At 43.9% G+C, this 26,450-nt stretch carries 23 protein-coding genes and 1 pseudogene; 2 read left to right on the top strand and 22 right to left on the bottom strand.

The window, feature by feature from the left end:
- Positions 1-128 precede the first annotated feature (128 nt).
- From ABHC48_RS12990 to ABHC48_RS12920, 15 genes are all read right to left on the bottom strand, one after another.
- Positions 129-983: a tetrahydrofolate dehydrogenase/cyclohydrolase catalytic domain-containing protein gene (locus ABHC48_RS12990; protein ID WP_195699331.1), complete on the bottom strand. Its 855-nt coding sequence runs from the start codon at positions 981-983 to the stop codon at positions 129-131.
- A gap of 125 nt (positions 984-1,108) precedes the next feature.
- On the bottom strand, positions 1,109-1,738 hold the full coding sequence (locus ABHC48_RS12985) for a cyclodeaminase/cyclohydrolase family protein (protein WP_118578433.1): 630 nt from the start codon (positions 1,736-1,738) through the stop codon (positions 1,109-1,111).
- A gap of 110 nt (positions 1,739-1,848) precedes the next feature.
- Complete coding sequence (locus ABHC48_RS12980; RefSeq protein WP_195699330.1) at positions 1,849-3,534, bottom strand: formate--tetrahydrofolate ligase; 1,686 nt, start codon at positions 3,532-3,534, stop codon at positions 1,849-1,851.
- A 209-nt stretch (positions 3,535-3,743) separates the two neighbouring features.
- Positions 3,744-4,415, bottom strand: coding sequence for a DUF3786 domain-containing protein (locus ABHC48_RS12975; protein ID WP_195699329.1), 672 nt, complete (start codon positions 4,413-4,415; stop codon positions 3,744-3,746).
- Positions 4,416-4,423: 8 nt separating this feature from the next.
- Complete coding sequence (gene acsV / locus ABHC48_RS12970) at positions 4,424-6,367, bottom strand: corrinoid activation/regeneration protein AcsV (RefSeq protein WP_195699328.1); 1,944 nt, start codon at positions 6,365-6,367, stop codon at positions 4,424-4,426.
- A gap of 174 nt (positions 6,368-6,541) precedes the next feature.
- Positions 6,542-7,327, bottom strand: a complete 786-nt coding sequence (acsE, locus tag ABHC48_RS12965; protein ID WP_021926205.1) for a carbon monoxide dehydrogenase/acetyl-CoA synthase methytransferase subunit — start codon at positions 7,325-7,327, stop codon at positions 6,542-6,544.
- 67 nt (positions 7,328-7,394) lie between these two features.
- Positions 7,395-8,741 (bottom strand): acetyl-CoA decarbonylase/synthase complex subunit gamma, encoded by a 1,347-nt coding sequence (gene acsC / locus ABHC48_RS12960; protein WP_195477532.1) that lies wholly within the window; start codon positions 8,739-8,741, stop codon positions 7,395-7,397.
- 24 nt (positions 8,742-8,765) lie between these two features.
- Positions 8,766-9,707, bottom strand: coding sequence for an acetyl-CoA decarbonylase/synthase complex subunit delta (gene acsD, locus ABHC48_RS12955; RefSeq protein WP_195477530.1), 942 nt, complete (start codon positions 9,705-9,707; stop codon positions 8,766-8,768).
- Positions 9,708-9,960: 253 nt separating this feature from the next.
- Positions 9,961-12,090: an acetyl-CoA decarbonylase/synthase complex subunit alpha/beta gene (gene acsB / locus ABHC48_RS12950; protein WP_195477528.1), complete on the bottom strand. Its 2,130-nt coding sequence runs from the start codon at positions 12,088-12,090 to the stop codon at positions 9,961-9,963.
- 18 nt (positions 12,091-12,108) lie between these two features.
- Positions 12,109-12,882: a carbon monoxide dehydrogenase accessory protein CooC gene (locus ABHC48_RS12945; RefSeq protein ID WP_195477526.1), complete on the bottom strand. Its 774-nt coding sequence runs from the start codon at positions 12,880-12,882 to the stop codon at positions 12,109-12,111.
- A 24-nt stretch (positions 12,883-12,906) separates the two neighbouring features.
- Complete coding sequence (cooS, locus tag ABHC48_RS12940) at positions 12,907-14,799, bottom strand: anaerobic carbon-monoxide dehydrogenase catalytic subunit (RefSeq protein WP_195477524.1); 1,893 nt, start codon at positions 14,797-14,799, stop codon at positions 12,907-12,909.
- Between the two features lie 186 nt (positions 14,800-14,985).
- Positions 14,986-15,756: an AAA family ATPase gene (locus ABHC48_RS12935; protein WP_195477514.1), complete on the bottom strand. Its 771-nt coding sequence runs from the start codon at positions 15,754-15,756 to the stop codon at positions 14,986-14,988.
- 42 nt (positions 15,757-15,798) lie between these two features.
- Positions 15,799-16,731: a methylenetetrahydrofolate reductase gene (locus ABHC48_RS12930; RefSeq protein ID WP_118578443.1), complete on the bottom strand. Its 933-nt coding sequence runs from the start codon at positions 16,729-16,731 to the stop codon at positions 15,799-15,801.
- A gap of 190 nt (positions 16,732-16,921) precedes the next feature.
- Positions 16,922-17,104, bottom strand: coding sequence for a CooT family nickel-binding protein (locus ABHC48_RS12925; protein ID WP_118578444.1), 183 nt, complete (start codon positions 17,102-17,104; stop codon positions 16,922-16,924).
- 12 nt (positions 17,105-17,116) lie between these two features.
- Entirely contained in the window at positions 17,117-17,512 is a 396-nt protein-coding gene (locus ABHC48_RS12920) for a cobalt transporter (protein ID WP_118578445.1), read from the bottom strand.
- A 503-nt stretch (positions 17,513-18,015) separates the two neighbouring features.
- On the opposite strand from ABHC48_RS12920, the gene ABHC48_RS12915 reads away from it, so the two are divergent.
- Positions 18,016-18,840, top strand: a complete 825-nt coding sequence (locus ABHC48_RS12915; protein WP_270413826.1) for an aldo/keto reductase — start codon at positions 18,016-18,018, stop codon at positions 18,838-18,840.
- A 155-nt stretch (positions 18,841-18,995) separates the two neighbouring features.
- On the opposite strand, the gene ABHC48_RS12910 is transcribed toward ABHC48_RS12915, so the two are convergent.
- From ABHC48_RS12910 to ABHC48_RS12895, 4 genes are read right to left on the bottom strand one after another with little or no spacing between them, the layout of a single operon-like run.
- Positions 18,996-20,000: an NAD(P)H-dependent glycerol-3-phosphate dehydrogenase gene (locus ABHC48_RS12910; RefSeq protein ID WP_195409957.1), complete on the bottom strand. Its 1,005-nt coding sequence runs from the start codon at positions 19,998-20,000 to the stop codon at positions 18,996-18,998.
- A 14-nt stretch (positions 20,001-20,014) separates the two neighbouring features.
- On the bottom strand, positions 20,015-20,662 hold the full coding sequence (gene plsY / locus ABHC48_RS12905) for a glycerol-3-phosphate 1-O-acyltransferase PlsY (protein ID WP_195699327.1): 648 nt from the start codon (positions 20,660-20,662) through the stop codon (positions 20,015-20,017).
- Positions 20,663-20,664: 2 nt separating this feature from the next.
- A complete protein-coding gene (gene der, locus ABHC48_RS12900; protein ID WP_195699326.1) occupies positions 20,665-21,990 on the bottom strand; it encodes a ribosome biogenesis GTPase Der in 1,326 nt (441 codons plus the stop codon).
- Positions 21,953-23,350 (bottom strand): DUF512 domain-containing protein, encoded by a 1,398-nt coding sequence (locus tag ABHC48_RS12895; protein WP_195699325.1) that lies wholly within the window; start codon positions 23,348-23,350, stop codon positions 21,953-21,955. The genes der and ABHC48_RS12895 overlap by 38 nt, the downstream gene beginning before the upstream one ends.
- A gap of 361 nt (positions 23,351-23,711) precedes the next feature.
- Between ABHC48_RS12895 and ABHC48_RS12890 the strand changes: the two genes are divergently transcribed.
- Positions 23,712-24,881 (top strand): ribose-phosphate pyrophosphokinase, encoded by a 1,170-nt coding sequence (locus ABHC48_RS12890; RefSeq protein ID WP_148462606.1) that lies wholly within the window; start codon positions 23,712-23,714, stop codon positions 24,879-24,881.
- A 113-nt stretch (positions 24,882-24,994) separates the two neighbouring features.
- On the opposite strand, the gene pgeF is transcribed toward ABHC48_RS12890, so the two are convergent.
- The 3 genes and pseudogenes from pgeF to ABHC48_RS12875 form a co-directional block, all read right to left on the bottom strand.
- Positions 24,995-25,852 (bottom strand): peptidoglycan editing factor PgeF, encoded by an 858-nt coding sequence (gene pgeF / locus ABHC48_RS12885; protein WP_187565687.1) that lies wholly within the window; start codon positions 25,850-25,852, stop codon positions 24,995-24,997.
- 115 nt (positions 25,853-25,967) lie between these two features.
- Positions 25,968-26,066: pseudogene (locus ABHC48_RS12880) on the bottom strand (DUF6783 domain-containing protein); the annotation flags it as partial.
- A gap of 12 nt (positions 26,067-26,078) precedes the next feature.
- The gene (locus ABHC48_RS12875) at positions 26,079-26,441 is read right to left on the bottom strand and encodes a YraN family protein (RefSeq protein WP_118578485.1); all 363 of its coding nucleotides are present in this window, start codon (positions 26,439-26,441) and stop codon (positions 26,079-26,081) included.
- Between the last annotated feature and the right edge of the window lie 9 nt (positions 26,442-26,450).

The raw sequence follows: 26,450 nt of genomic DNA, 5'->3' as shown, positions 1-26,450 counted from the left end.
TAAGGATTTCAATAAAGTTTTCTGCAACAAAAAAACTCTCCAGTTTTTACCCTGAAGAGTTTTTCTTCCGCTTGTACACATGATGTACTTCAGGTACATCGTTCTATTAACTCTAAACCAATTAAATATTAAGCGTTCACTTTGCGCATAGCAGCCTCTACAACATGTCCAACCAGGACAGATGTTGTAACGCTTCCAACTCCGCCAGGAACTGGTGTAATAGCATCTACGATCGGCTCTACTGCTGCATAATCAACATCTCCGCAAAGTTTTCCTTCTGCATTTACATTAATTCCTACATCAATTACAACCTGGCCTTCTTTCACATAATTAGCACCAACAACGCCTGCACGGCCAGCTGCTACGATAATGATATCTGCCTCACGTGCTACAGATGGCATATCTACGGTTCTGGTATGGCAGATGGTTACAGTTGCGTTTTTCTTAACAAGCATCATAGCTGCCGGTTTACCTACAACAAGGCTTCTTCCGATTACTACTGCCTTCTTGCCTGTGCAGTCGATTCCGTAATGATCAAGGATTTCCATACATGCCTGTGGTGTACATGGCGGGAAACCGATCTTCTTGCCTGTAAAAACACCAGACATGGAAAGGTCTGTCATACAGTCAACATCTTTCTCAGGAGCAAGTGCATTCTCGATGACAGCCTGATCCAGATGTTTCGGAAGCGGACGGAACAGAAGTACACCATGGATATGATCGTCTTTGTTTACCTTATCAATGACTGCAAGAAGCTCGTCCTGAGCAACATCCTCCGGAAGAAGAATTTTCTCACATGCAACGCCTAATGTCTCACAACGCTTTGTTGCACCTTTCTCATAGGAAATATCACTTGGATTCTCTCCTACACGGATAATGCAAAGTGTGGGGTTAACGCCTTTTTCCTGAAGAGCTGCCACATTGCCTTTGATACGCTCGTTTAATGCAGCAGTTACTTCTTTACCTAATAACTGTTTTGCCATTTTTAAGTAATCTCCTTATATTATGATAAATCCAGTCATGCTCATACCAGTTTCATGGTAATACAGCATTTCGAGACCGCCAAAAGGACTTACAGGATTTTGCTCCTGCCAGTTCTTTTCTATCTTTATTTCAGTCTTCCAAGTACGCTGTCAAATGTCTCGTCTGCAAGCTTGCAGTATTTTTCAAGCATTGCATCAGCCTTTGCATTTAATTCTTCCGCATACTCTCTGTCTGCCATGGACTTTGTGTTAATATAAACGTTCAGACTTGCACCTTTTAATGCAGCTTTGCAGAAGGTTGCAGCTACACCAGCGTCACTGATGGCAAGCTTGGAGCCTTTTGCAGCAAATTCCTTGATCAGGTCAAGTGCCTCACAACATTTCTCCATAATTTCCATAGGAACAGAGCAGGCATCTTTTAATACGATTGCCATAACTCTTGCTTTTTCAGCTTTCTCTTCTTCTGTTTCTTTCGGCATTCCATATGCTTTGGAAAGCGGCTCGAATACTTCAGCGTCACGCTCGATCAGACGAAGGAAATCTTTCTGAAGCTGGTCGCATTTACCTTTCAGCTCCCACATTTCTTCCTCAACATCAGCATATTTCTTCTTGCCAACAGTAAGGCTTCCTACCATGTTTCCAAGTGCAGTTCCCACAGCACCTACCAGTGCAGATGCTCCACCGCCGCCTGGAACCGGGGCTTTAGAAGCAAGAACTTCTACAAATTCTGTACATGTACTTGTTGAAAATCCCATTTTCATTGTCTCCTTAATCGTTCTTGTTCTTCACATCACAATATATATAAACTGTGTTTTTATGTGATCAGGCGAACACTTCCACCCGCCTGATCTTCACTTTCTTTTAATTAGAACAGACCTGTAATTTTACCAGTCTCGTCAACATCGATTTTTTCAGCTGCCGGAACTTTCGGAAGACCTGGCATAGTCATGATCTCACCTGTAAGAGCTACGATAAATCCTGCGCCTGCTGAAATCTTCAGATTACGAACAGTTACTTCGAAGTCAGTTGGAGCGCCAAGCTTGGTCTGGTCATCTGTTAAGCTGTACTGTGTCTTTGCAACACAGATCGGGCAGTTGCCAAATCCAAGAGTTTCCAGCTGTTTTGCCTGTTTCTGGGCATTTGCTGTAAGAACAACTTTCTTGCCGCCATATACTTTCTGAACGATCTGATTCAATTTGTCTTCAATAGATCCTTCAAGCTCATAAGAATATGAGAAATCATTTGGCTCCTCGCAGAGACGGATTACTTCCTCAGCAAGCTTCAGGCCGCCTTCGCCGCCCTTTGCCCATACTTCAGAAAGAGCAACATTAACACCAAGTTCTTTACATTTTGCTTCAACAAGATCAAGCTCTGCCTTAGTATCTGTCGGGAATGCATTGATTGCAACAACACATGGAAGTTTGTATACATTCTTAATATTGTCAACATGTTTCAGAAGGTTCGGAAGCCCCTTCTCAAGAGCCTCAAGATTCTCATTATTCAGATCTGCCTTCGCAACACCACCGTTATATTTCAGTGCGCGGACAGTAGCAACGATTACAACAGCACTTGGGTGAAGATCTGCCATACGGCACTTGATATCAAGGAATTTCTCTGCACCAAGGTCTGCACCAAAACCAGCCTCTGTGATCGCATAATCAGCAAGCTTCAAAGCCATCTTGGTAGCTGTTACAGAGTTACATCCGTGAGCAATATTTGCAAATGGTCCACCATGAACAATTGCAGGTACATGCTCCAGTGTCTGAACAAGGTTTGGCTTCAGAGCATCCTTAAGAAGTGCGGTCATAGCACCTTCTGCATGAAGGTCACCTGCTGTTACAGGCTTCTGCTCTGATGGTTTGCCATATGTATAACCGATGATGATTCTGGAAAGTCTCTCTTTCAGGTCTTTAATATCACTTGCAAGACAGAGAACTGCCATGATCTCAGATGCTACTGTAATATCGTAACCGTCTTCACGAGGCATACCGTTTGTTCTTCCACCAAGACCGTCGATCACATTACGAAGCTGACGGTCATTCATATCCACACATCTTCTCCATGTAATCTTACGTGGGTCAATGTTCAGTGCATTTCCCTGAAAAATATGGTTATCGATCATTGCTGCAAGAAGATTGTTTGCAGCTCCGATTGCATGGAAATCACCTGTGAAATGAAGGTTGATATCTTCCATCGGAACAACCTGTGCATATCCGCCGCCTGCGGCACCACCCTTAACACCGAATACCGGTCCAAGAGATGGCTCACGAAGTGCAACCATAACGCTCTTTCCAAGTTTCTGCATTCCATCAGCAAGTCCTACTGTTGTAGTTGTTTTTCCCTCACCAGCCGGGGTCGGGTTGATTGCTGTTACAAGGATCAGTTTTCCGTCTTTCTTGTCGCTCTCTTTTAAGAGATTGTAGTCGATTTTTGCCTTATACTTTCCATACTGCTCCAGGTATTTGTCATCAATACCAGCTTTCTCTGCAATCTGGGTAATCGGCAGCATTTCGCATTCCTGTGCGATTTCAATGTCACTCTTGTATCCCATTGTAACTTACCTCCTTTTTACGTCCCTGCTAGTATAATAGCCAGACGCCTCCGCTTAATTTGGATTTATCAAAACGGATCCTGGTGCAGATTTGACAAAAATATCTCCGCCGCACTCCAGTCCGCTTTAATCTAAAAATATATAGCTTATACATTTAAAAAATTTTAAATCTCAGTTAACTTTCATGTAGAATCTGTTCTACTATAATCTTACTGCTCTTTCGCAGCCTTCAGAAAAGCCTTCAAAGAACCGATGATCACATCTCCCATTACCGCCATATCTTCCGCAGCAAAAGACACTGGAAAATTATCAGAAAACAGAATCTGGGAAGACGGTGGAAATTCATCGTCTCCTTCCCAAAGGAGCATCTGGATCTGATAGCCCGGATAAATAGATAATTCATATCCAACATCTCCGAATTTCACCGGACTGCATTTCATATGATCCATTACAAGCCGGAAATCGTCCAGCCTGTTTCCATAGGTAAATGCAAGCCTTTTGATACAGCGTCCGTCAAACTGCCGCAGGTATACTTCTCCCCATGGCATTTCCCGGTAAGTTTTAAACCTACCAGTCCCCACAGAGGCGGAACCATTTAACAGAAAACGAATGGTAAGAATCTTTGCGTAGATCATATCCTCCAGAGGATAACATTTCTTCTCATCTGCCACATGTTTTACCTGAAAATCCGGATATGTGATCCTATATTCGGAGCCCAGGAAAGTCAGAGTAAATTCCTTAGCCTCTTCATCATATGGAATAGAAAGTCTGGATGTGATCTCCTTGGGATCAGCTTTTGCGTACAGCTCAAGATAGTGCTCCCATGGCATTCTCTCTTTGCTGTCTTTATCATAATTTAAGTCATCAATTGTAAATGGCATTTTATTAATTACTTCCTGTTCTGTAAATCATTCATTACATCAGGGAACATTCCGGTATCTGTATGGGGAATAAAGCACGCTCCTACAAATTCGTCCATATAAGTTGGCACTGTGGAAAGCTCCATGTATGTCATATTGGCAGCAAGCTCATAGGTCTTCTTCTCGGCCTCTGTAGAAAGAAGCATCAGATAGGAACCAGTCAGGGAGGAGTTGCCGATATAATGGAATTTTTCCAGAGGAATATCCGGGAACATTCCGATATTTACAGCATTTCTCATATTGATTCCACTTCCGATACCACCGGCAACGTATACGTCATCGATCATGCTCACGTCAAAATCAAGACTGTTTATCATAGTTCTGATTGCTGAGAAAATAGCACCTTTGGCACGGATAAAGTTGTCAATATCAACCTCTGTGATCTCAATATCCTTCACAGAGCCTGCATCCTTTTCAAATGCGATCACATAGCTTCCCATTCCGTATTTATCGTGACGGATTCTCTCACCCTCACGGACAAATTTGCCCTTAGGATTGATGATTCCGCACATAAAAAGCTCGCTGATCACATCAATGATTCCGGAACCACAAAGTCCAACCGGCTTGGTTCCCGATTCTCCAACTACTTTATAAGTTGGTTCCATAGTCTCCTTATCAATGGTACAAGCTTCAATAGCTCCATCAGTTGCACGCATACCACAGCTGATATCACCACCCTCGAAAGCCGGACCAGCGGAACATGCACAGCTCATCATAAAATCAGAGTTGCCAAATACCAACTCACCGTTAGTTCCAAGGTCGATAAATAAAGAAAACTCTGGTCTGTTCCAGATCATACTTACTAAAGTTCCGGCAGTGATATCACCGCCTACATAGCTTCCAATATTCGGCGCAATGATAATATGCGCATCTTTATTAATAGCAATTCCCACATCAGAAGCAAAAAGGGAATTGGTCTTAAAGAATGCAGGAATATACGGTTCCATACGGACCGGATCCGCATTGATTCCGGCAAACAGATGATTCATTGTTGTATTTGCTCCCACAGACATTCTGTAAATATGACTGGCAGGAATGCCTGCACTTTTACACATCTGTGCGATCATTGGATTGATTGTCTCTTTAATTACTGCATCCTGTAGTTTCTTCTTACCACCTGGCTTCTGCTGCTCGATGATACGATTGATAACATCTGCACCAAAACGGATCTGTCCGTTTCCAGAGGAAGCCTTGGCAAGAATCTCTCCAGTCTCCATGTTGAGCAGAACTGCGGAAACAGTTGTGGTACCAATATCCACTGCAAGTCCGCCCACTACCACCTCTTCATCTTTTCCGAAAATATCGTATACAAAAAGATCATTGGGTGCAGTGCGAACCACACATTTTACCTTAAAATGATTTTCCCGGAGTACATCCGGCAATTTTCTTAATACAGCATAAGGAATCCTTACCTGTTTCAGATTCATATATTTCTTTAATGCTCTTGTAAGGCGCTCATTGTCCGGCATGGTGTCATCAAGACTTGGCTCATTCATATCAAGTTCAATTACATCCAGACTGTTTCTGAGCTCAATACCGGTCATTTCTACGTCTCTTTTGGAATTCTCAAAAATGGCAATTTCCTCTTTGGAGCTGAGATCTGCAACCTTCATTCTGCTCTTATAGGCAGATGCAATATCAGGTACCAGCACAGTTACGTCTGCACAGATTTTACTCGTGCACGCAAGACGCCACCCTTCCTGATATTCCTCATCACTGATATGCAAGGTTTTCTTGCTGTCCAGTTCTCCTTTTTTTAACTGTACCCGGCACTTTCCGCAGGAAGCATTTCCGGAGCACGGCGCATCGATGGCCACATTGGCCTCTCTGGCTAATTCAAGTAAATTGTCCCCCGCATTGGCAAAATGTTCTACCACACTGCCATCTTCAAAAGAAAATGTAACCTTAAACATCCGGCACTCACCTTTCTCATATGGTCATATCTGCCAAAACAGGTTATTGTTCACCACATGAACAATAACCAAAACAGACATTTTTTACATCTTATCCGTTAGAAAAAGGGACTGAGGCCAAAGCCCCAGCCCCTCGTTATATCTACGTCCCTATTAGAAATGAACTATAGATAATTACAGTTCAAGATAGGAATCAGCATACAGGGTGTTGCCCTTGAATACATCGCAGGATTTGATTGTTTCCATAAGACGAAGGTCGTTAGGGTTAACAATTGCGGATGTAAGACCCTGCATCATAGCCATAGCAACTAATGCGGAATCCATGATCGGACGAATATTCTTCGGCATACCGTTACTGTTGTTAGACAGACCGCCTGTAGAATTCAGTCCCATATCGGAGAACATTTTGATAGCCTCCAGAACTTCCATCTGTTTCTCCTGCATTCCCTTAACAACCAGGAATAACGGATCGAACCACAGATCAGAAGGATCCATGCCAAGTCCCATACCTCTTTCAAGCATGTTCTGGCAGTGCATCATACGCTCGTCATTGTCTGCTGCGATACCATCAGCTGAGCAAAGTGCGATAACGATAGCATCGTTTGCTGCTGCAAGGTCGATGTTCTCGATTCTTCCGCCAGCGTCTGCGGAGTTAACGATCGGTTTTCCTTTACTTCTGTTGTATACAGAAATACCAGCCTCGATAGCTTTCTTATTGGAAGTATCAAGTGCAAGCGGAACATTGTCGAAGTTCTCCTGAAGGAGCTTAACAGCCCATTTCATCAGGTCTTCTCCATCGTTCTCAGCTGGTCCAATGTTTACATCAAGATATACAGCACCAGCATCAAGCTGCTGTTTTGCTCTTTTTAAGATCGGCTCAGGATCTCTCTCTGTAAATGCTTTGTTTACAGATGGTGCTGTTGTGGAAAGTCTCTCACCAATAGTAATAAATTTTGCCATTGTAGTGTTCTCCTTTATTTAAGATTTAGTTGTATAAAGCCTGCTGTTCAAAAATCAAACAGTCACATTATGCGTCAAGGTCTTTTAAGAACTTAACAAGCTGTACAGCTTCTCTTGGTCCAACAATGATCTCCCAGCCAGGAAGTTTAGCTTCCAGATCACCCTTCAGTACGGCAACTTTACCTGGGATAACAAGTCTTCTGCTCTTAACCTTAGGCTCTACGTTCTCTTTGAAGAATGCAGAAATGCTGTTTCCGGAGAATTTACCGGCAGCCCAGGATGTCAGTACGGATAATCCGCCTGCATCGTTGATAACAAGGTTAAGCGGAACACCGGAACGCTCCAGCTCGCCTGTTACAAGGAAATATGTAAGAGCGAAGTCTACTGTTGTTACAACAAGAGAGTTCTCATCTGCGCCGTTCATCGGGTAGATGCCTGGCTCTACACGCATTGGCTTCTGCGGGTCAGTAAATACGTTCTGACGCAGTCCGTATAATGGAAGAGCTTCTGCATATGTCATACGCTCCATAACAATAATGGAACCATATTTCATAGTAAATACAGCTGCAAGTGCTGCCTGAAGGTGATAATCTCCACCAGCAATCTTTGCAAGGTTAACAATGGAAGGATATCCAAAGGTTCTGTCCTGATCTTTCAGAGCTGCACGACGAACCTGAACAGCATTTCCGAATGTCTCTTTCACATCTGCACCTGTTACATCAAGTACCAGATTCTTGTTTCCAAGCTTCTCAAGTGCTGCTACTGTGTCGTATAATTCGTTAAGATCTTTACCGGATACACCGAGAACAACACCAGCTGCTGTTGCAACTGCGTTCATAGCCTCATAGTTGGAAGCATTTGCTCCGTTTAATACCGGTTTGCTGTCTTTACATACTTCAACAGCTGCTTTAGCAATTTCTACATCTGTACATCCTAATACAAGTGTACGTCCCAGTCCTGCTGCTTTCTGAACAAGAGCAACATATTTGTCTGCATCTGCATCAGCATCACAGTTTACATATACAAGCTCTGTGTACATTCTCTCACCGATACGGTCATAGTCAACCTTCGGGATTTCAGCAAGTTTCGCTTCTACTGTAGCATCATCCATACATGTGCAAAGCTCAACTGCATATCTGGACTTGTTTACAAATGTCTTCTCATGTCTGAAAAGAACGGTCTCACCACCAAGGGTAAGCTCCTCTGCGCCTGCGCCAACCTTAATTGTCTTCATTGGCGGAGCTGTTGCCTCGGAAAGAGATGCTAAAGCATCCTCGGACATATGTGGACACTGCTCAATTTTCATAGCGCCCTGTGCAACTTTCATGGAGAAAGCCATACATGTCGGGCATCCACATTCCTTACAGTTTTTCTTTGGTGTTAATTTAAAAATCTGAATACCATTCAGTGCCATATCAATTATTCCTCCTAAAAATTATTACACAAGTGCGTCAATCATCTTAGCGATGGTCTTAACAGACTGTGGATGTCTTAAGATAACTGCGTCAGAACCTGCTGCCAGGTCTGCTGCTGCTGTCATAACTTCCATGTTGATACCACGCTCATCCTCTGATCCCCATTCAGGCATATCTTCCTCAGTAGCAACTGATTCTTTTACGCCCCATGTCTCAGAAGAAACTGGTGTAATAATCGGCATCTGCAGCATGTTATCATTCTGGGATAAAGCTGCACCTTTGATACGGTCCATAGTAGATACAACGTACTCATATCCGTAACCAACGGAAGCGGTACCTACGTTCATAACGATCTTCTTCGCATCAACACCTAACTGTGTTGTAACTACGTTCAGCTGTTTTGCAAGGTTGATATCATCAGCAGACTCAGCACCAACGATCTGGTTATAAGCAAGTCCTGCTGCTGCACCGATTGCCTTGTAGTTCTCCTCTTTCTCAGACATAACAATTACGTTTCTGCCCTGAAGAGCCTCTGCAACCTTCGGAAGAAGTTCCGCATCCTTCTCCACGTTCTTGCAGCCTTCAACTACTAATGGACAGTCGATTGCTTCTGCAACCTCTTTTACTACTGCGATAAGCTCTTCTGTAGACTTGTTAACTCCGTTTGGATCTCCGCCATCCAGATTGAGTACAACAAAATCTCCACCTTCCATAGCTGCTGCTTTCTTAGCAATATCAGCCATAGTGGTGCATCCTTCATAGTAAGCTTTGATTCCTGGTGCAAAGTCATCCAGTCCAAGGTCAGTGATTTCTACACCGATTTTCGGACGGTTCTCAGTTGGAGCATCGAAGGTATAGAAAGGAAATGTAGAATTTCCTCCGATAGTAACCGCTTTATCGCCAGTTCCAACCGTAACAGTGTTGATCTTTGCGTTGAACTTCTGTGGTTTCTGATTAAATGGCATTTCTTAAAGCCTCCTTAAATATTGTAAATATCAGAATATATTATACTACATTTTCTTCTTCCATTACAATGCAGTATTGTCATATTCTGTAAAAAATACATTGAAATTTCCGGATCCATGGCAGAATATTTTAATTTTCCCTCTCCACAGAATTTCAATGCACTCTTATCCATGCCCTGCAATAAATCTACCGGATATCACAGGGCAAGTAAAGTTACTGCCGCAATGCGACAGTAACTTTATTTACCCAAAATTACATCATCGGATCAAGTCCAAGTGCCGGATGTCCTTTCTCTGTAAGGAATCCTACCAGAGTTTCAGGATCTGTAGCAACAGTCTCATCACCGATCATATCTGTAAAGTTATCAATTCCATAAAGTTCTTTTGCAGTAGCGTTAAGTCTGTCAGCAATAAACTCTTTTAATTCTTTTGGCATCCAAACAATACGCTCGATACCACCCTCAGCCTTCATGAACTTCTTGGAAGCGATAAAGTGTTTACCATGTCCCATAAATCCAGGAGTCTGAACACCACCACCAGTCATGGAAGCCATCTCAGAGAAGGTCATTCCAAGAGGTGTCATACCAGCATACTCGCGGTTAGCGATAACTACACCGTTGGAGAATGGCTCGATACCGCAGATACACTCGAAGCATCCGCAGGAGGTCATAGGATCCTGCATGATGGAGTACAGGGTAACGTGCTCAAGAGCACCCTGGGAGAATTTCTGAACTGCCTCATCAACGTCCTCATAAGATCCAAGCTCTTCGTTGATCGGACGCTCTTTTGTGATTACCTGGCAAGGTCCGTTCGGATCAAGCTCGTTGGTAGCTTTTGCATCCAGCCATGAAACGGCTCCGCAAAGTCCAAGTCTCTCCGGTGTAACAACACAAACGTGAGACGGGGAGAATGCCTGGCAGAGGATACAGCTGTAATATACATCAACAGACTCATCAGTCAGGTTTGCAAGACGGTCATCACGTTTTTCGAAGATCGGGATTGCAACCTCATGACGGATTCTGGTACACTCAGCAGGATCTGTGTAGATCACAACTTCACACTTGTCAACTACAGCGTCAAACTCGTTCTTAACCTGAGAGTAAAGAACTTCACCGATATGTTTGATACGGAAGCCTGCATCAAATGCTGCATGGCTGATACGGATACGCTGCATATCTCTCTGGCCTGTGTGGTATACACCCTCAATGCAGTTGATGTAGTTATGGAATTTACGCTCGATAACAGGCTCGAAGTCAGGCTGCATGTTCTTGCCGGCAACCTTAACAACGTATGCGATGCTGTTCTTGCTTCCTTCTTCCATCTCATCAACTTCCGGTCCTACAACTGTAATCTTGTGATCCTCAACTTCAGAAGCATCACAGGTATGTACAAGCTCTGCACAGTCTACACGGGAACCATCGAACTCAACCTGCATATCTTTACGACGGATGATCTCACCCTCAAATGCAGATGCAAATGCAACAGGGATATCAATGTTTGTGATTTTGATCTTAATATCACGAGCCTCAAGGGAAGTAGCGTTGAATTTGCTTACGTCCTCCTGAACAATAAGGCTCTTTGGTACGCGGAAGATGTTCTCTGTCTCGTTTGTGATTACCGGGAAGCCAAGTGCGATAGCGCCAGCTCCGCAAGCAACTACAACGTCATCCAGAGGTCCGAATGCGTTAACGAATGCCGGAACACGGTCCATGGTGTATTTCATAAGTGTACCTGCATCTCCAGGTGTTACGTTACCGAAGATCAGAGCTGCACGAAGTGCAACAGATACAACGTGGATAACTGCTGTAACATCTTTTCCAAGAGGAATAACACGTACGTTTGCTCCGGTGTTCATGCCAGCCTCTTTCACCTGGTCAATGATTCCGCCAACCAGTGTTACAAGGATACCCTGTGCCTGATAGCTCTTTACAAGTGCAACACCCTCTTCTACAGATGGAGCTGTTCCAAGGATAACTGCTACACCAGGGATGTCTCCTGTTACAAGCGGTACACCAAGTTCACGGATCACAGCATCTGCAAGGTGTCCATAGCATGGCTCCTCATATGGTGTTGCTCCGTCAATATATTTCAGAACTTCGATGAACTCTGCGCAAAGTGCGGTAGCAATACCGGACATAAATGCGTCGTTCAGTCTTTTCTCTCTTGTCATAAGAGTTTTTACAACGCCAAGAGCCTCTTTTAACTCTTTTAAGGTTGTAATCTTGGTTCCTGTTACAGAATAGTAACAAGGAAGGCTGTAAGCGGTATCAGGGAAGCTTACTGCTTTGTCTTCGCCATGCTGTGCGATGGCTGCATCAATAGCGCCCTCTGTTAATCCATAAACAGCGTCGTTTCCGCTGAATACTCTATCAAATAAAGTCACTGTAGTACCTCCTATTATTTACAGACTGTTTTCATTGTCTATCTTTTCTTTAATCTTTCTGATTTCGGCTGTTACGGTCTCGCTGAAATCATAGGGAGATTTTCCCTGGCGATCTGCGTCCATAACTTCTACGTTATAGTGGATCATTCCAAGAAGATCTTCTGCCGGAATCTTGTTTCGGATAAATTCTTCATCCTCTTCGTTCCGTACTTTGTTGGCCACTACCTTAACCTGAGTAATGCCAAGATCCTTTGCAAGACGTTTTACGTTCTTGTAGGTCTGTACACTTCTTGCACCTGGTTCGATCACCACAATAAATTCATCCATGCTCTCCGTGGTTCCCCGGCCCAGATGCTCCAGACCGGCTTCCATATCCATAATCACCACATCATCCCTGTGTACTACAAGGTTGCTGATGATTCTTTTTAACATGACATGTTCAGGACAGACACATCCGCCTCCGCCTGTTTCCACGGTTCCAAGGACAAGCAGCTTTACACCATTACAAACCTTTCCGTAGGTGTCCGGAATATCGTCCACCTTCGGATTCAGTGTATAAAACTGATTCTGGCTGTTGGCTCCGGTACGCTCCTCTACCAGCTTACGCATCTTGGAAATAGGAACAATGGAATCCAATGTTTCCTCATCGAATCCAAGCGCCAGTCCCAGGTTTGCGTCCGGGTCAACATCAGCTGCAAGGACCTTTTTCCCTTCATCTGCATATAATCTGGCAAGTGTTGCCGCAAAAGTTGTCTTTCCTACTCCGCCTTTACCGGTTACTGCTATTTTCATAAGTTAATCGCGCCTTTCCTTCGATCAGATTCCGAGAGCGTCACGTTTCTCTTCGATTCTCGCAATCATAAGATCGCCTAATTTATCAATATCTTTCTCAACTGTATATGCTGCCTCTACCCAGTCACGTACACCCTCTGTAAGGAGGCTTGCAACCTCTGTAGAACCGGAAACATATGGTTCTACGCCAAGATAAGTATCAAGACCAGTTGCTACTACATAGTTTCCAATGGAAACTGCCTTCTCAGACATCCACTCCGGAGCACATCCTACTACTGGAAGCTGGGAAATGTTCAGTCCGGAATCCTTGGCAAGCTCAGATGCAAGGATCAGCATACGGCTGATATCAACACAGGATCCCATATGTAATACTGGCGGGATATCTGCAAGCTCGCAAACACGTTTCAGACCAGCACCGCAAAGATCTTTTGCAGCTTTGTCCATAAGTCCTGCACGAGCAGCTGCCTGTGCGGAACATCCGGAAGCGATGATCACGATATCGTTTGCGATCAGTTTCTTCATAAGTTCGATGTGAGCTGTGTCAGGTCTGACCTTCGGGTTGTTACATCCAACCATAGCAACAGCACCACGGATAACACCAGATGTAATACACTCAAGGAGAGGTTTGGTGGTACCGGTCTCGTCTACCTGAGAGTTTGTTACGCCGTCAAGTGTCTTAACGATTGCTTCTACAGAGTAACCAACAGTAGCTTTATGTTTCAGATCCGGGATATGTACAAGCTCTGGCTTTCTGTTCTTGAAGTTTTCACATGCAAGTTTTACGATCTGTTTTGCTTTCTCACCTGCTGTACCTGCATCAAATTCAATGAAATCGGAATCTGGCATCTGGCAGATTGGAGAAGTTGTGATGAATTTTGTATGGAAGCATTTGGAAAGAGGTCCAAGTGCTGGGAAAATACACTGAACGTCAACTACGATTGCCTCACAGGCACCTGTCAGTACAACGTTCTCCTGCTGTAAAAAGTTACCAGCCATCGGAATACCGCGACGCATTGCAACCTCATTAGATGTACAGCATACACCGGAAACAGTGATTCCCTTAGCGCCCATGGATTTCGCATAGTCGATCATCTCTTTGCTGTCTGCATACTCACAGATCATCTCAGAAAGACTCGGGTCATGTCCATGAACAACGATGTTTACATTCTCTGCATTCATAACACCAAGGTTAGCCTCGGTATCGATTGGCTTCGGAGTTCCGAAAAGGACATCGGAGAACTCAGTTCCGCACATGGAACCGCCCCATCCATCGGAAAGACCGTTACGAAGCGCCTGACGGATCAGAGCCTCCGGTTTGGATGTGTTACCCATATGAGTCATATGAAGAGCACAGGAAACCTCACGGTCGATTGCTCTTGGCTCAATTCCAGCTGCATGCCACAGATCCTGTGTATGCTGAGGTGCTCTCTTAAGCCATCTGGAATATCCTCTGATTTTTCCGTACTCTTCCTGAGCCAGATCAGACATTTCATGAGCCAGATCATAGATATCTTTGCCTTCTGTCTCAACGCCCCACTCTTTTGCAATACGGATCAGCTTCTCAGGATCTTTTACCTGGTAATCGCCGCCCTCTTTTGCATGTCCAAGTGTGATACAGATCTCACGTCCGTGATCAGAGTGTGTAGCTGCGCCGCCTGCTGTGAAACGAAGGAAGTTTCTTCCTACGATACCATGTACATCGCATCCGCAGATACCTCTCGGTGCCTTAGGTGTAATACGGCACGGACCCATTGAACAGATTCGGCAACATACGCCCTGCTCACCGAATTTACAGTGTGGAGTCTGATTCTTAACACGCATCTGCCAGGAATCAGCGCCTACCTTTGCACCAGTCTCAAGAAGACGGGCTGTGGCAGCTTCGAATTCTTCCACTGTAGTTAATTTGAATTCACTCATTATTGACCTCCTCTAAGTATGTGTTACTTTTGATAAATTTATTTATATTCCGTTTTCCGGAACCCATCCCCTCCCATGGGATAAATACCTGGCAAAAATTCCGCAGCAGCGTTCTTGCCTGCTGCGAATTATAATGCCGTTTCTATCCTCTTATCACATAAACATGTGGGGTAAGGGGGACTTCCCTTATAAAACAAGCTTATCTACGATCTCACGAAGAGCCATCTTTACCGGATTATCTTCCGGAAGACCTGCAGTCGGTTTACCCTCGCAGTCATACTCGTAAACAGTCTCATCCTGCGGCACTACGCCCAGAAGATGAAGACCCTGCTTCTCAATCTCTTCTCTGATTCCGTCATTCAGCTTTCCGCCAGGAGCACGGTTAATGATAAGTCCTACTGTATCCGGGTGCATATCACATTCTTTAATAAGTTCTGCAATACGGCCTACAGCCTGTACACCTCTTCTGGAACAGTCGCTGACCAGAATCGCTGTCTGCATGGACGGAAGTACTCCCCTGCTGATGTGCTCCATACCAGCTTCGTTATCAACTACGATATAAGGATAATTATTCTGGTATTTGGCAAGCTGGGTCTGAAGAAGTCCGTTTACAAAACAGTAGCAGCCTTTTCCCTGGGTTCTGCCCATAACCAGAAGATCAAAATCATCATCTTCTACCAGAGCATCCTCAAAACGTCTTTCAGCGTAATCAGCCTTGGACATTCCCGCCGGGATCGGATTCTCGCTTGCAAGCTCTGCGCGGGCAATTTCTTCCCTTACATCACCAAGTGTAGTCTCCACTTCTACTCCAAGAACTTCGTTCAGATTTGAGTTTGCGTCAGCATCTACTGCAAGGATCGGTCCTTTGCCTTTCTCGCAGAGATACTGGATCAGCATTCCGCATAGTGTGGTTTTACCAACGCCGCCTTTACCTGCGACAGCAATTACATGTGCCATAATACTATCAATTGCCTCCTGAAAAATTTAAGTAAAAATCGATTAGATTAAAGTACAAAGTCCGGATCTGTCAATGATCTCGGATACATCTTTCCATTTATTCAAAGCATACAGATGGATGCCATCTACGCCGAGAGCGCGGTACTCGTCGATCTGTCTGATCGTGTACTCGATTCCCTCTTCTTTGAATCTCTTGATCTTATCATCATAGAACATATCAAACGGCTTGCCATCAGCATCTTTTGCTGCAAATGGATTCGGGAACAGCCAGTTTCTGGAGATGAGTCTGCAAAGCTCACGGTCCATTACACAACCGTTACGGGAAAGTGCCATATTAATTGTAGCGGACATGTCAAGGATTGGCATAACTCCTACGTCTACAGGCATTGTAACACCAGCCTCACGGATTGAATCCAGCCAGTATTTAAACTGCTCCATATCCCAGCAAAGCTGAGTCATGATATAATCGGCACCATTGTCCTGTTTCTGTCTCAGAACTGCAATATCAGCATCAAGGCTGCGGCATGCAATGTGCCCCTCCGGGGATCCTGCAACTGCGATTTCAAATTTGTCACCAAATTCGTCACGGACAAATTTAACAAGATCTGTTGCGTAGTTGAAATCACCGCAGGTTGTTGTCTCACCAAGCGGAATATCTCCACGAAGTGCAAGCATATGATCTACACCTTCTGCAAGGTACTGATCCAGCTGCTCTTTGATTCCCTCTTTCGTGTTCTTGATTACTGTGAAATGGGTAACCGGTGTTGTTCCGGCTTTCTTGATCATCTGGCATACTTCTCTGTTAGCACCAACGTTTCCGCCGCCTGCACCGTATGTACAGGAAATGTACGCAGGTTTGTATTTCATCAGATGATCGATCGTCCCAGGAAGGTTATCCATCCCCTTTTCTGTCTTCGGCGGAAATAGCTCGAAAGACAGAAGCATTCTTTCTCTCATTGCTTCTGACAATTTCATAATTACATACCTCCACGTATTAAGTAATTTTTATTCTAAAGGCATAACGCCTCAAGACCTGATAAGCGTCACGGGTTGCTGAAGCAATCCGCTTTTATCTTTCTTCATCAGTAGAAAACGTTACTGTGCATTTTGTTCACAAACGCACCTTGTAAAACATTTCCACTGAACCGTAATCAGGAAATCCATGTCAGTCACATTTTACTTTAACGATACTGTTCGCAAGGTCTACCATAAGGATGGTTCCCTCTACTACTCTTTCATCACCCATAATATCGCGGAGAACAAGTTTGTTTCCATCTACATTAATACGGCTGACATTCTTGAAGATTACAGAATCGTCATTTTCTTTATATACAGTTGCTAAACACATAATAATGCCTCCTTATTTCATTTCCTCTTTTACAAGAGTTAGGGCAAGGCCAAGGCGCATGTTGCCTTTCTGGAAATCAGATACGCTTTCCTTAATGGTCTTCGCAGCGGCATCCATACCCATCTTGGCAAGATTATCCGCCATCTGGTCAAGTTCTGCTGCATGGTGTTCATTGTGCTGCAACATATAGGTAAGAAGAGCTACTGTCTCATTCTTGCAGTCCCCTCCCTGACAGCCGCCGCAGTCTGTACTGCAATTCTGTCCCTCATTATGTGTATGGTCATGACCTTCTGATCCGTCATGGGTATGCGCATGTGTATGGCTCACTCCGTCTGCATGGGTATGCTGGTGAGTATGCTCATGACCATGCTGGATCAGATTGCCGTTTTCATCTTTGATCAAATGCATAGTAAATACTCCTTTCCGCCTTGAATGTGGCAGACAAATCATAACATCGTTTCTCTTCCAGGCACGAAAAAAACTCACGCCGGCAACGTGAGAAAACATGTAAGAATGGATATAAAGATATTCTATTCCCTTTTAATATAATGAGATTCCGCATACCTCTTACCTTCATGCATAACACATTTTCTTTCTTCCACCTAAAAATCGCAGAGTTATGACATAAATTTATCAAATTTTTCTTTTATTATACAACCTTTCTCATTATTACGCAAGGAGATAATTATAAAATTTCACCAAATTTCAACGCTTTACCACACAAATATATGTTTTAATTTCTGTACAATTTTACCAGTTTTTTCTAAAGTTTGTCTAAAGATTAACGAATGCGTATTTAAGTAAAAAACAGGTGAATGTTTTGTAATTATATGCTATAATGAATGAAATTTATTGGTTGCTGATCACTTCATGAGCAGCAGCATTTATTGTTTAATGAGGAGGAATTAGCTTTGAGAGAAACCGTATTCCTGAATACCGACAGAGAAATGCCCCTTTTAGGGCTTGGTGTATATAAAACAGCAGATAACGAAGCAGAGACAGCCATTACAGCCGCAGTGGACGCAGGTTATCGTCTTATCGACACTGCTTCCGCATACAAAAATGAAGAAAGCGTAGGCAAGGCAATCGCCAAATGCGGTATCCCCCGTAAGGAACTTTTTATCACCAGCAAGATCTGGAACAATGCGCAGCGCCTTGGAGATGTAGATGGTGCTTTTTACAGAAGCATGGAGCGGTTGAAGCTGGATTATCTGGATCTTTATCTGATTCACTGGCCGGTGCCTGGCTGCTACACCGGAACCTGGATGGAGATGGCCAAGCTTCTTGAAACCGGCCGTGTACTTTCCATCGGCGTCAGCAATTTCCAGATCCATCATCTGGAAGAGCTTAAGAAAATTTCCGGTATTGTACCTGCCGTCAACCAGATCGAATGTCATCCGCTTTGCTATCCGAAAGAACTGATTGAATATTGCCAGTCGGAAGGAATTCAGGTTCAGGCTTATGCGCCGCTTGCCAGAGGTGCTTACCTTGACAATGATGTAATGTGCGTTCTCGGGACCAAGTATGCACATACCCCAGCTCAGGTCGGTCTTCGCTGGGCAATCCAGAAGGGTATTTCTGTAATTCCGAAATCCGTCAATCCAGACCGCATCGTTTCCAATGCCAATATTTTTGATTTCAATATTGAGGACGAAGATATGGCGATCATGGATACTTTGAACGAAGATCTCCATACATCCCATGTGCCGGATGATCTGAAGGATGTTATTTTTTAATCTTTTCATCCTTTGTAAATTATTAACTGCCAGGACAGTGAGCATACTCTTTTGTTTTTTTGCTCACTGCTCTGGCAGTTTTTTACGGTTCTATTCTTTCAGTTATATTTTCTGTATTTTATATTTCGCAGCAGCTTATTTGCTGAATATAGCATTCACAGTTCCCAGGAAATTTCTCCCTGTTTCTCTCTCTGCATCAGATCTTTCACAGCTTCAGATGCAGGCTTGTTTTCAAACAGAAGCTTATTTACTTCCATAATGATCGGCATTTCCACATCATATTTTTCAGCCAGCGCTTTGGCTGCCTTTGCGGAATAAACGCCCTCCACAACCATCTGTACTTCATCCATAGCCTGCTGCATGGTGTATCCCTTTCCCATCAGATAGCCGGCGCGTCTGTTTCGGCTGTGCACACTGGCACAGGTAACGATCAGATCACCAATTCCGGAAAGGCCGGCAAAAGTCTCCAGTTTAGCGCCCATCTTGGCACCAAGCCGCGCCATCTCTGCGATTCCCCTTGTGATCAAAGCTGCCTTTGTATTGTCTCCATACCCTAAGCCATCAGCAGTCCCTGCTGCCAGGGCGATTACATTCTTAAGGGCACCGCCAAGCTCTACCCCCAGCATATCCGGTGTCGTATACACCCGGAAAACAGGGCTCATAAAAAGGCCCTGGAGATATTCAGCGGTCTCTTTTTTGCGGGCACTGACTACACACGTAGTAGGGAGTCCGCGGCTTACTTCTTCCGCATGGCTTGGTCCTGAAAGCACACAAACATCTGCCTGAGGAATCTCTTCTTTAATAATATCACACACAGGCATAAGCGTATTTTCTTCTACACCTTTCGCCACATTTACAATAATCTGTCCCCGTCGAATCAATGGGGAAAGTCGTTTGCTGATAGCACGCATATAAGCAGATGGCGAGGCAAATACAACTATATCTGGTGAATCCAAAGCTGTCTTTTCATCACCGGTTATCACAATTCCATCTGGAATTTTAATTCCGGGAAGCTTTTTCGGATCCTCCCGGGTCTGATTCAGACTGGCTGCCTTTTCCGGATGTGCAGACCACAACATAACCTGATGACCATTGTTGTGAAGCAGTATTGCAAGTGCTGTTCCCCAGCTTCCGGTTCCCATTACGCTGATTTTTGCCATTTTATCACCTCATCTTATTTGGCTGCAGTTTTCGCTGCACCAAGCTTATTCTCAGTTCCATTTAAAAGGCGGTAAATATTCGCCCTGTGTCTGTAAATTGCAAGTGCTGTCATAAGTCCCATGATCACATCCATCTCAAATGTATGAGGGAAATCCATGCCATAACTTCCCGCAGCGCCAAACCCAATGAAACAAGTCAGCGCACCTACATATGCTGCCATTGACCCCAATGACACATAGCGGGTAATAGCTACCAGCCCAATAAAGATCACCGCGCAGATCAGAAATACTCTCCAGTCCATTGCCAGCAGCATTCCCGCAGAAGCTGCAATTCCCTTGCCGCCCCTGAATCCAAGATAAAATGGAAAATTATGTCCAAGCACGCAGCCTGCTGCCGTGTACATGCCAAGCAATGGAAGAATTTCCTGATACCGATTCTTAAATACTGCATCCACGATCAGAATGGCAATCACACATTTAAGCATATCGCCAATAAGAGTCATTGCCCCCGCTTTTTTTCCAAGAGTACGAAGGGCATTGGTAGTTCCTGCATTGCCGCTTCCATATTGACGGATATCCATGTGATGGATTTTTCCGATAATGTATGACGTCTGAAACATTCCAAACAAATATCCAATAGCCAGACAAATAATACGTTCCATCTTTATTCCTTCTCTCCGCGCTCTCTTACAATAAATTTCAGCGGTGTACCGCCAAAGTCAAAGGCATCCCGGATTTTATTTTCCAGATATCTGGTATAGGAAAAATGCATAAGTTCTTTGTCATTGACAAAGATTACGAATGTAGGCGGTTTTACCGCAACCTGTGTCATGTAGAAAATTTTCAGACGGCGGCCCCTGTCAGACGGCGGCTGCTGCATGGCAACTGCTTCTGCAAGGATCTCATTAAGCACACCCGTCTGGATACGCATAGTCTGATTCTCAATTACCGCATCCAGTGTCTCAAACATTCTAGAAATCCGAAGTCCTGTTCGGGCAGAAATAAACACGATTTCTGCATAAGGCATAAAGGAAAGGACCTCTCGAATACGGTTGGTATGTTTGTAAATGGTCTTGTCATTTTTCTCAATAGCATCCCATTTATTCACTGCAATGATCACGCCCTTGCCTTTCTCATGGGCAATTCCGGCAATTTTTGCATCCTGCTCTGTAACGCCTTCTGATGCATCGATCATTACAACTACAACATCTGCACGTTCTACAGCTGTTACAGTACGGATCACACTGAAGCGCTCAATTTCTTCTTTTACTTTTGCTTTACGGCGGAGTCCGGCTGTATCGATAAAAATATAATCTTTTTCGTTCCAGGTAACCTTCGTATCAACTGCATCACGAGTGGTTCCAGCAATATCTGAAACGATTACACGGTCTTCCCCCAGCAGCTTATTGATCAGAGAGGACTTACCAACATTAGGTTTACCTACAATAGCAATCTTCGGAATATCGGAATCCTCATCCTCTCTCGCATCCTCCGGGAAATGTTTTACGACCTCGTCAAGCATATCTCCAAGTCCCTGACGGTTAGCTGCAGAAATGGCAAATGGCTCTCCGATTCCCAGATTATAAAATTCATAAACATCCATCATATATTTCTGAATGCTGTCCACCTTATTCACTGCAAGTACCACTGGTTTGCCGCTGCGGCGAAGCATATCTGCAACTTTCGCATCAGAATCCACAAGTCCCTGATGTACATCTGTAATAAAGATAATGACATCCGCAGTATCAATAGCGATCTGAGCCTGCTCCCTCATCTGAGAAAGAATCACATCGCCGCTATCCGGTTCAATACCACCTGTGTCAATAATAGTAAAATCATTGTCCAGCCATGATACATCTGCATAAATTCTGTCTCTGGTTACACCTGGCGTATCTTTAACAATGGAAATCTTATCTCCTGCCAGTACATTAAACAATGTGGATTTTCCTACATTAGGCCTGCCCACAATTGCTACTACCGGTTTGCTCATACATTTGTCTCCTTTTCTGTTTCTTATGTTCAATCGGATCAAGGACTGCAGACACAAGGTCTGAACCACCTTCATCCACAATTACAATTTCTACGTTCAGTTTCCTGGAAAGCTCTTCCACAGAGATATCATCCAGAAAAATATCTTCTTCATTTTTCAGCATGTTGCAGGGAAGCAAAAGCTTCTCTCCAAGGTCTCTGCCGCTTAATTGTCTGATCAGATCCTGTCCCGTGATCAAACCAGACACCGTAATCGTTTCTCCGAAAAATTCGTTTCTTATGGAGATCACATCCACTTCTACTTTTGGAAATTTCTCATGGATCATCTCCATATATTTCTTAATAAATGGTGCCGCCAAAGCTCCTGTAGCACTGACAGCCTTTATCCTTCGGTCATCTCCTGTCCTGCCTGCAACAGCTTCTTTCACTTCTTCGCCAAGGAGCCGAAGCATTCCCACACCGTTTTCCAGCTGAAGATAGCCATCGTAGGACTCTTCCAGAGGCAGATCCTTCCCTGCCAGAATGTACCATTCATCTGAAGCATGGATAAAATGAATGCCATACTGGTCCATCATTTTCTTCTGCCAGGAATGAATAATCTCCAGAACTTCTAATGCATCTTCCTTCTGAAACTGTTCCATCGGATACAACCCCTCACGAAACTTAGTCAGACCAACCGGAACTACTGAAACGCTCTGAAGTACTGGTGCATAGGCAGACATCTTGCGAATACTGTCATCCAGTTCCTTACCGTCATTAACTCCTTTGCACAAAACAATCTGCCCATTCATAGTGATTCCTGCATCATACAGTTTCTGAAGCTTCTTCAATGCATCCCCGGCGAAGCGGTTATGGAGCATTTTACATCTCAGTTCCGGATTCATGGTCTGGATGGAAATATTAATGGGCTCCAGATGGTACCGGATGATCCGGTCTATATCATGATCACTCATATTGGTCAGGGTCACATAATTTCCCTGTATGAAGGACAATCTGGAATCATCATCTTTAAAATAAAGAGTATCTCTCATTCCAGGCGGCATCTGGTCAATAAAACAGAAAATGCAGTGATTGGAACAGGAACGATAATCATCCATCAGATCCTTCTCAAAGGTAATCCCAAGGTCTTCTTCATATTCCTTCTCCACCTCCAGCTCCCAGATCTCTCCGTTTGCCTTTTCCACTTCCAGAACAACGAATTCTTCATTCATCAGATATCGGTAGTCAAATATATCTTCCACAGGCTGACCGTTTACAGTGAGCAGTATATCTCCCGGCACAAGCTCCAGTTCCTGTGCGATACTTCCATCCTGCACAATTGCAATCACGTGTTTATTTTGTTTCTTCACATTTATCTCCATTATAAGTCAAATGCGATCTGTCGCGTCAGCTCTGTTCCAGAATCTGTTTGAAAAATCATTTTTCAAATACATTTTTAGATTCAGAGACCCGAATACAACATCACAGATCGTCCATCTCTGGCTCAGCATAATAAAGCCATTATTTTTAATATAACAAGTTTTCCCGAAAAACACAACAAAAACTTTCATTTCCTGCTCACGTCCGGGTAATTTTTCAAGTAAAAATCAATAAATTCCTTGACGGCATTTAGGGCAAATGTTATAAATATAAAGAAGAGATCTGCAAAGGTAAAGGACATGTGTCCCCATTTTTTTGCAGATAATCGAATCGATAATTAGCATACTACTTAGGAGGAATATCATGCCGAACATAGAATTGCTTGAGAAATCTATGCCTGTCGCACCTATTCGTATCGCTGCGCTGGAGGGCTGCCGCGAACTTGCAGAGGAGGTAGACAGAAACCTGGTAAAATTCCGTAAGGAACTTGTAGAAAAGAAGGGCCTTGACAATGTTCCACAGGGATACAGCGAAGACTCTTTTATCGTGGAGTGCGAATGTCCGCGTTTCGGTACCGGTGAAGGTAAGGGAATCATTAAGGAATCTGTCCGAGGAACCGACCTTTACATTATGGTAGACGTTACCAACTACAGTTCCACATACACTGTCTGCGGTCACGAGAATCACATGTCTCCGGATAACCACTTTCAGGATCTGAAGAGAATTATTTCCGCAGCTACAGGTAAGGCACATCGTATCAATGTAATCATGCCATTCCTTTATGAAGGCCGTCAGCACAGACGTAAGAAGAGAGAATCTCTTGACTGCGCACTGGCACTTCGTGAATTAAGTGATATGGGCGTATCCAATATCATCACGTTTGATGCTCATGACCCGCGTGTGCAGAACTCCATTCCGTTAAATGGTTTTGACAACTTTTTCCCAACCTATCAGTTCCTGAAAGCTCTGATAAAGAACGTTGACAATTTCCAGGTTGACAATGATCATCTCATGATCATCAGTCCGGATGAGGGTGCTATGTCCAGAGCCGTATATTTTTCCAATATTCTGGGCGTTGATATGGGCATGTTCTATAAGAGACGTGATTATTCCACAGTGGTAAATGGCAAGAACCCCATCGTAGCTCATGAGTTCCTTGGCGACTCTGTAGAAGGTAAAGACGTTGTTATCATCGACGACATGATTTCTTCTGGAGAAAGTATGCTTGACGTTGCCAAACAGATCAAAGAACGTCACGCCAACCGTGTATTCATCTGCACTACTTACGGTCTGTTCACAGAAGGTATGGATAAATTTGACGCTTACTATGAGAAAGGCTGGATTGACAAGGTTATCACAACCAACCTGAACTACCGTATTCCGGAGCTTCTTACCAGACCTTACTATGTGGAAGCAAATATGAGCAAATATCTTGCAAGTATTATGGATATCATCAACCACGATGTTTCTGTTGAGAAGGTTCGTTCCAGCAATGAAAAGATCATGGATCTGATGAAGCGTGTAAATCAGTAATAGACAATAAGCAAACAAAGCCCTGTTCCACATTATCTCGTTTGTGGTACAGGGCTTCTTTATATTTACTTATTCACATGGGCAGTAAAACGCATCTGCACTTGTCTGTAACATCATTTTTCCCGACGAATGCCCAGAAAAGCTGCCAGATTTCCTCTCCTTCCATGGGATGCCCTGTGGGAAAAGAGGAATTCCGGATTGCAGCAGGTGCAAATTCCAGGCATGGAAATATGCTCTTCTTTTATTCCTGCCTCCAGAAAAATAATGTGGTTTGCTTCCCAAAGATCCAGCTGGTACTTACCATTCTTCTTTTTATAAAAAAGCTTTTCCCAGTATTTCTCTTCAAAAGCTTTCTGAAATTCCAGAATCACATCTTCGCTTACTTCATAGCAGTCCTGACAGATGGAGGGACCAATTGCCGTAAAAATCTCCTCCGGATCTGAGCCAAACTGCTCTGCCATTTTCTCTATAGTCACCTTACCGATTTTCCCAACTGTCCCACGCCATCCGGAATGAGACAAGCCTATGGCTTTGTGAACCGGATCTACGAAATACAGCGGCACACAATCTGCATAAAAGGTGCATAAAACAACACCTGGAACATTGGTGATCATTCCATCCACATCTTTATATGTTCTTGGACGCGTTACACCTTTCCCCCTGTCTTCTGCCCCCACCAGCTGCACGTTTGTAGTGTGTGTCTGATCAGATGTGACAATATCTTCCAAAGAAAAGCCTACCGCTGCACTAAGTCTGCGATAATTGTCTTTTACCGCGTTTTCTTCATCACCTCTTGTAAAGCTAAGATTCATAGATGAAAAAATTCCCTGGCTTACACCGCCAAGTCTTGTACTGAAACAATGCACAATATCCGGGAACTGTTCAAAAGAGGGATAAGTAAGATAGGTGACTCCATTATTTTCTTTTACTTGCATATGAAGTTTATTTTCGTTATGCCATTTAATCTTCATCTGATTCTCCTCTTCTTCTGATCTCACAGTTCTTCTCGAACCTGTTAAGAATTCATTCTCTAGAGCGTGTTTGAAAAAGGCTTTCTGCAAGATGTGCGTCACAATTTGTGGGAGATTTTGTCCGGATAAGGGCGCCGCAGCGAGCTACGTCAACAGAATTCTGGCATAGTATACCGCAAAGTGAGGCATACAGATTGCAGGAATATTTTTTCAAACAGGCTCTGGCTCACTGACAGAAATCAAAGGCATTTTTTATCCAACAAATCTTATCGCCGTTGATTCCCACCACATCAAACCTGCATCTCACATCCATGCTTCTGTAATGATTCTTCAAATATTCCACTGCCACCTTGGAAATCACCAGCTGCTTTCTGCCGTTCACTGCTGCCAGCGGACTTCCTGAGCGTTCCGAACTTCTGTACTTAACCTCCACAAAAATCAACCATCCATCAGCAGTCATTCCGATCAGGTCGATTTCCCCCAGCCAGTTCCTGTAATTTCGCTCCAGAATCATCACGCCCTGGGAAACCAGATAATCTGCAGCGATTTCTTCATAAAAAGCACCTACTTTTCGCTTGTTTTTCTGCATAAAAACTCC

The organism is Ruminococcus sp. 1001136sp1, assembly GCF_039841815.1.
Classification (GTDB): Bacteria; Bacillota; Clostridia; order Lachnospirales; family Lachnospiraceae; genus Blautia_A; species Blautia_A faecis.
Note: the sequence above shows the minus strand (reverse complement) of the source record. Positions and strands in the feature narration are given on the sequence as shown.

Coding starts and splice junctions, on each gene's coding strand:
- acsD (WP_195477530.1), bottom strand. CDS start 9,707: ATGCCATTTAATCAGAAACCACAGAAGTTCAACGCAAAGATCAACACT.
- ABHC48_RS12980 (WP_195699330.1), bottom strand. CDS start 3,534: ATGGGATACAAGAGTGACATTGAAATCGCACAGGAATGCGAAATGCTG.
- ABHC48_RS12975 (WP_195699329.1), bottom strand. CDS start 4,415: ATGCCATTTACAATTGATGACTTAAATTATGATAAAGACAGCAAAGAG.
- cooS (WP_195477524.1), bottom strand. CDS start 14,799: ATGAGTGAATTCAAATTAACTACAGTGGAAGAATTCGAAGCTGCCACA.
- acsV (WP_195699328.1), bottom strand. CDS start 6,367: ATGTTTAAGGTTACATTTTCTTTTGAAGATGGCAGTGTGGTAGAACAT.
- acsC (WP_195477532.1), bottom strand. CDS start 8,741: ATGGCACTGAATGGTATTCAGATTTTTAAATTAACACCAAAGAAAAAC.
- ABHC48_RS12985 (WP_118578433.1), bottom strand. CDS start 1,738: ATGGGATTTTCAACAAGTACATGTACAGAATTTGTAGAAGTTCTTGCT.
- pgeF (WP_187565687.1), bottom strand. CDS start 25,852: ATGAAGATTAAATGGCATAACGAAAATAAACTTCATATGCAAGTAAAA.
- ABHC48_RS12990 (WP_195699331.1), bottom strand. CDS start 983: ATGGCAAAACAGTTATTAGGTAAAGAAGTAACTGCTGCATTAAACGAG.
- ABHC48_RS12895 (WP_195699325.1), bottom strand. CDS start 23,350: ATGGAGATAAATGTGAAGAAACAAAATAAACACGTGATTGCAATTGTG.
- ABHC48_RS12920 (WP_118578445.1), bottom strand. CDS start 17,512: ATGCATTTGATCAAAGATGAAAACGGCAATCTGATCCAGCATGGTCAT.
- ABHC48_RS12930 (WP_118578443.1), bottom strand. CDS start 16,731: ATGAAATTGTCAGAAGCAATGAGAGAAAGAATGCTTCTGTCTTTCGAG.
- ABHC48_RS12890 (WP_148462606.1), top strand. CDS start 23,712: ATGCCGAACATAGAATTGCTTGAGAAATCTATGCCTGTCGCACCTATT.
- ABHC48_RS12935 (WP_195477514.1), bottom strand. CDS start 15,756: ATGGCACATGTAATTGCTGTCGCAGGTAAAGGCGGCGTTGGTAAAACC.
- acsE (WP_021926205.1), bottom strand. CDS start 7,327: ATGGCAAAATTTATTACTATTGGTGAGAGACTTTCCACAACAGCACCA.
- plsY (WP_195699327.1), bottom strand. CDS start 20,662: ATGGAACGTATTATTTGTCTGGCTATTGGATATTTGTTTGGAATGTTT.
- ABHC48_RS12875 (WP_118578485.1), bottom strand. CDS start 26,441: ATGCAGAAAAACAAGCGAAAAGTAGGTGCTTTTTATGAAGAAATCGCT.
- der (WP_195699326.1), bottom strand. CDS start 21,990: ATGAGCAAACCGGTAGTAGCAATTGTGGGCAGGCCTAATGTAGGAAAA.
- ABHC48_RS12945 (WP_195477526.1), bottom strand. CDS start 12,882: ATGAAAATAGCAGTAACCGGTAAAGGCGGAGTAGGAAAGACAACTTTT.
- ABHC48_RS12925 (WP_118578444.1), bottom strand. CDS start 17,104: ATGTGTTTAGCAACTGTATATAAAGAAAATGACGATTCTGTAATCTTC.
- ABHC48_RS12910 (WP_195409957.1), bottom strand. CDS start 20,000: ATGGCAAAAATCAGCGTAATGGGAACCGGAAGCTGGGGAACAGCACTT.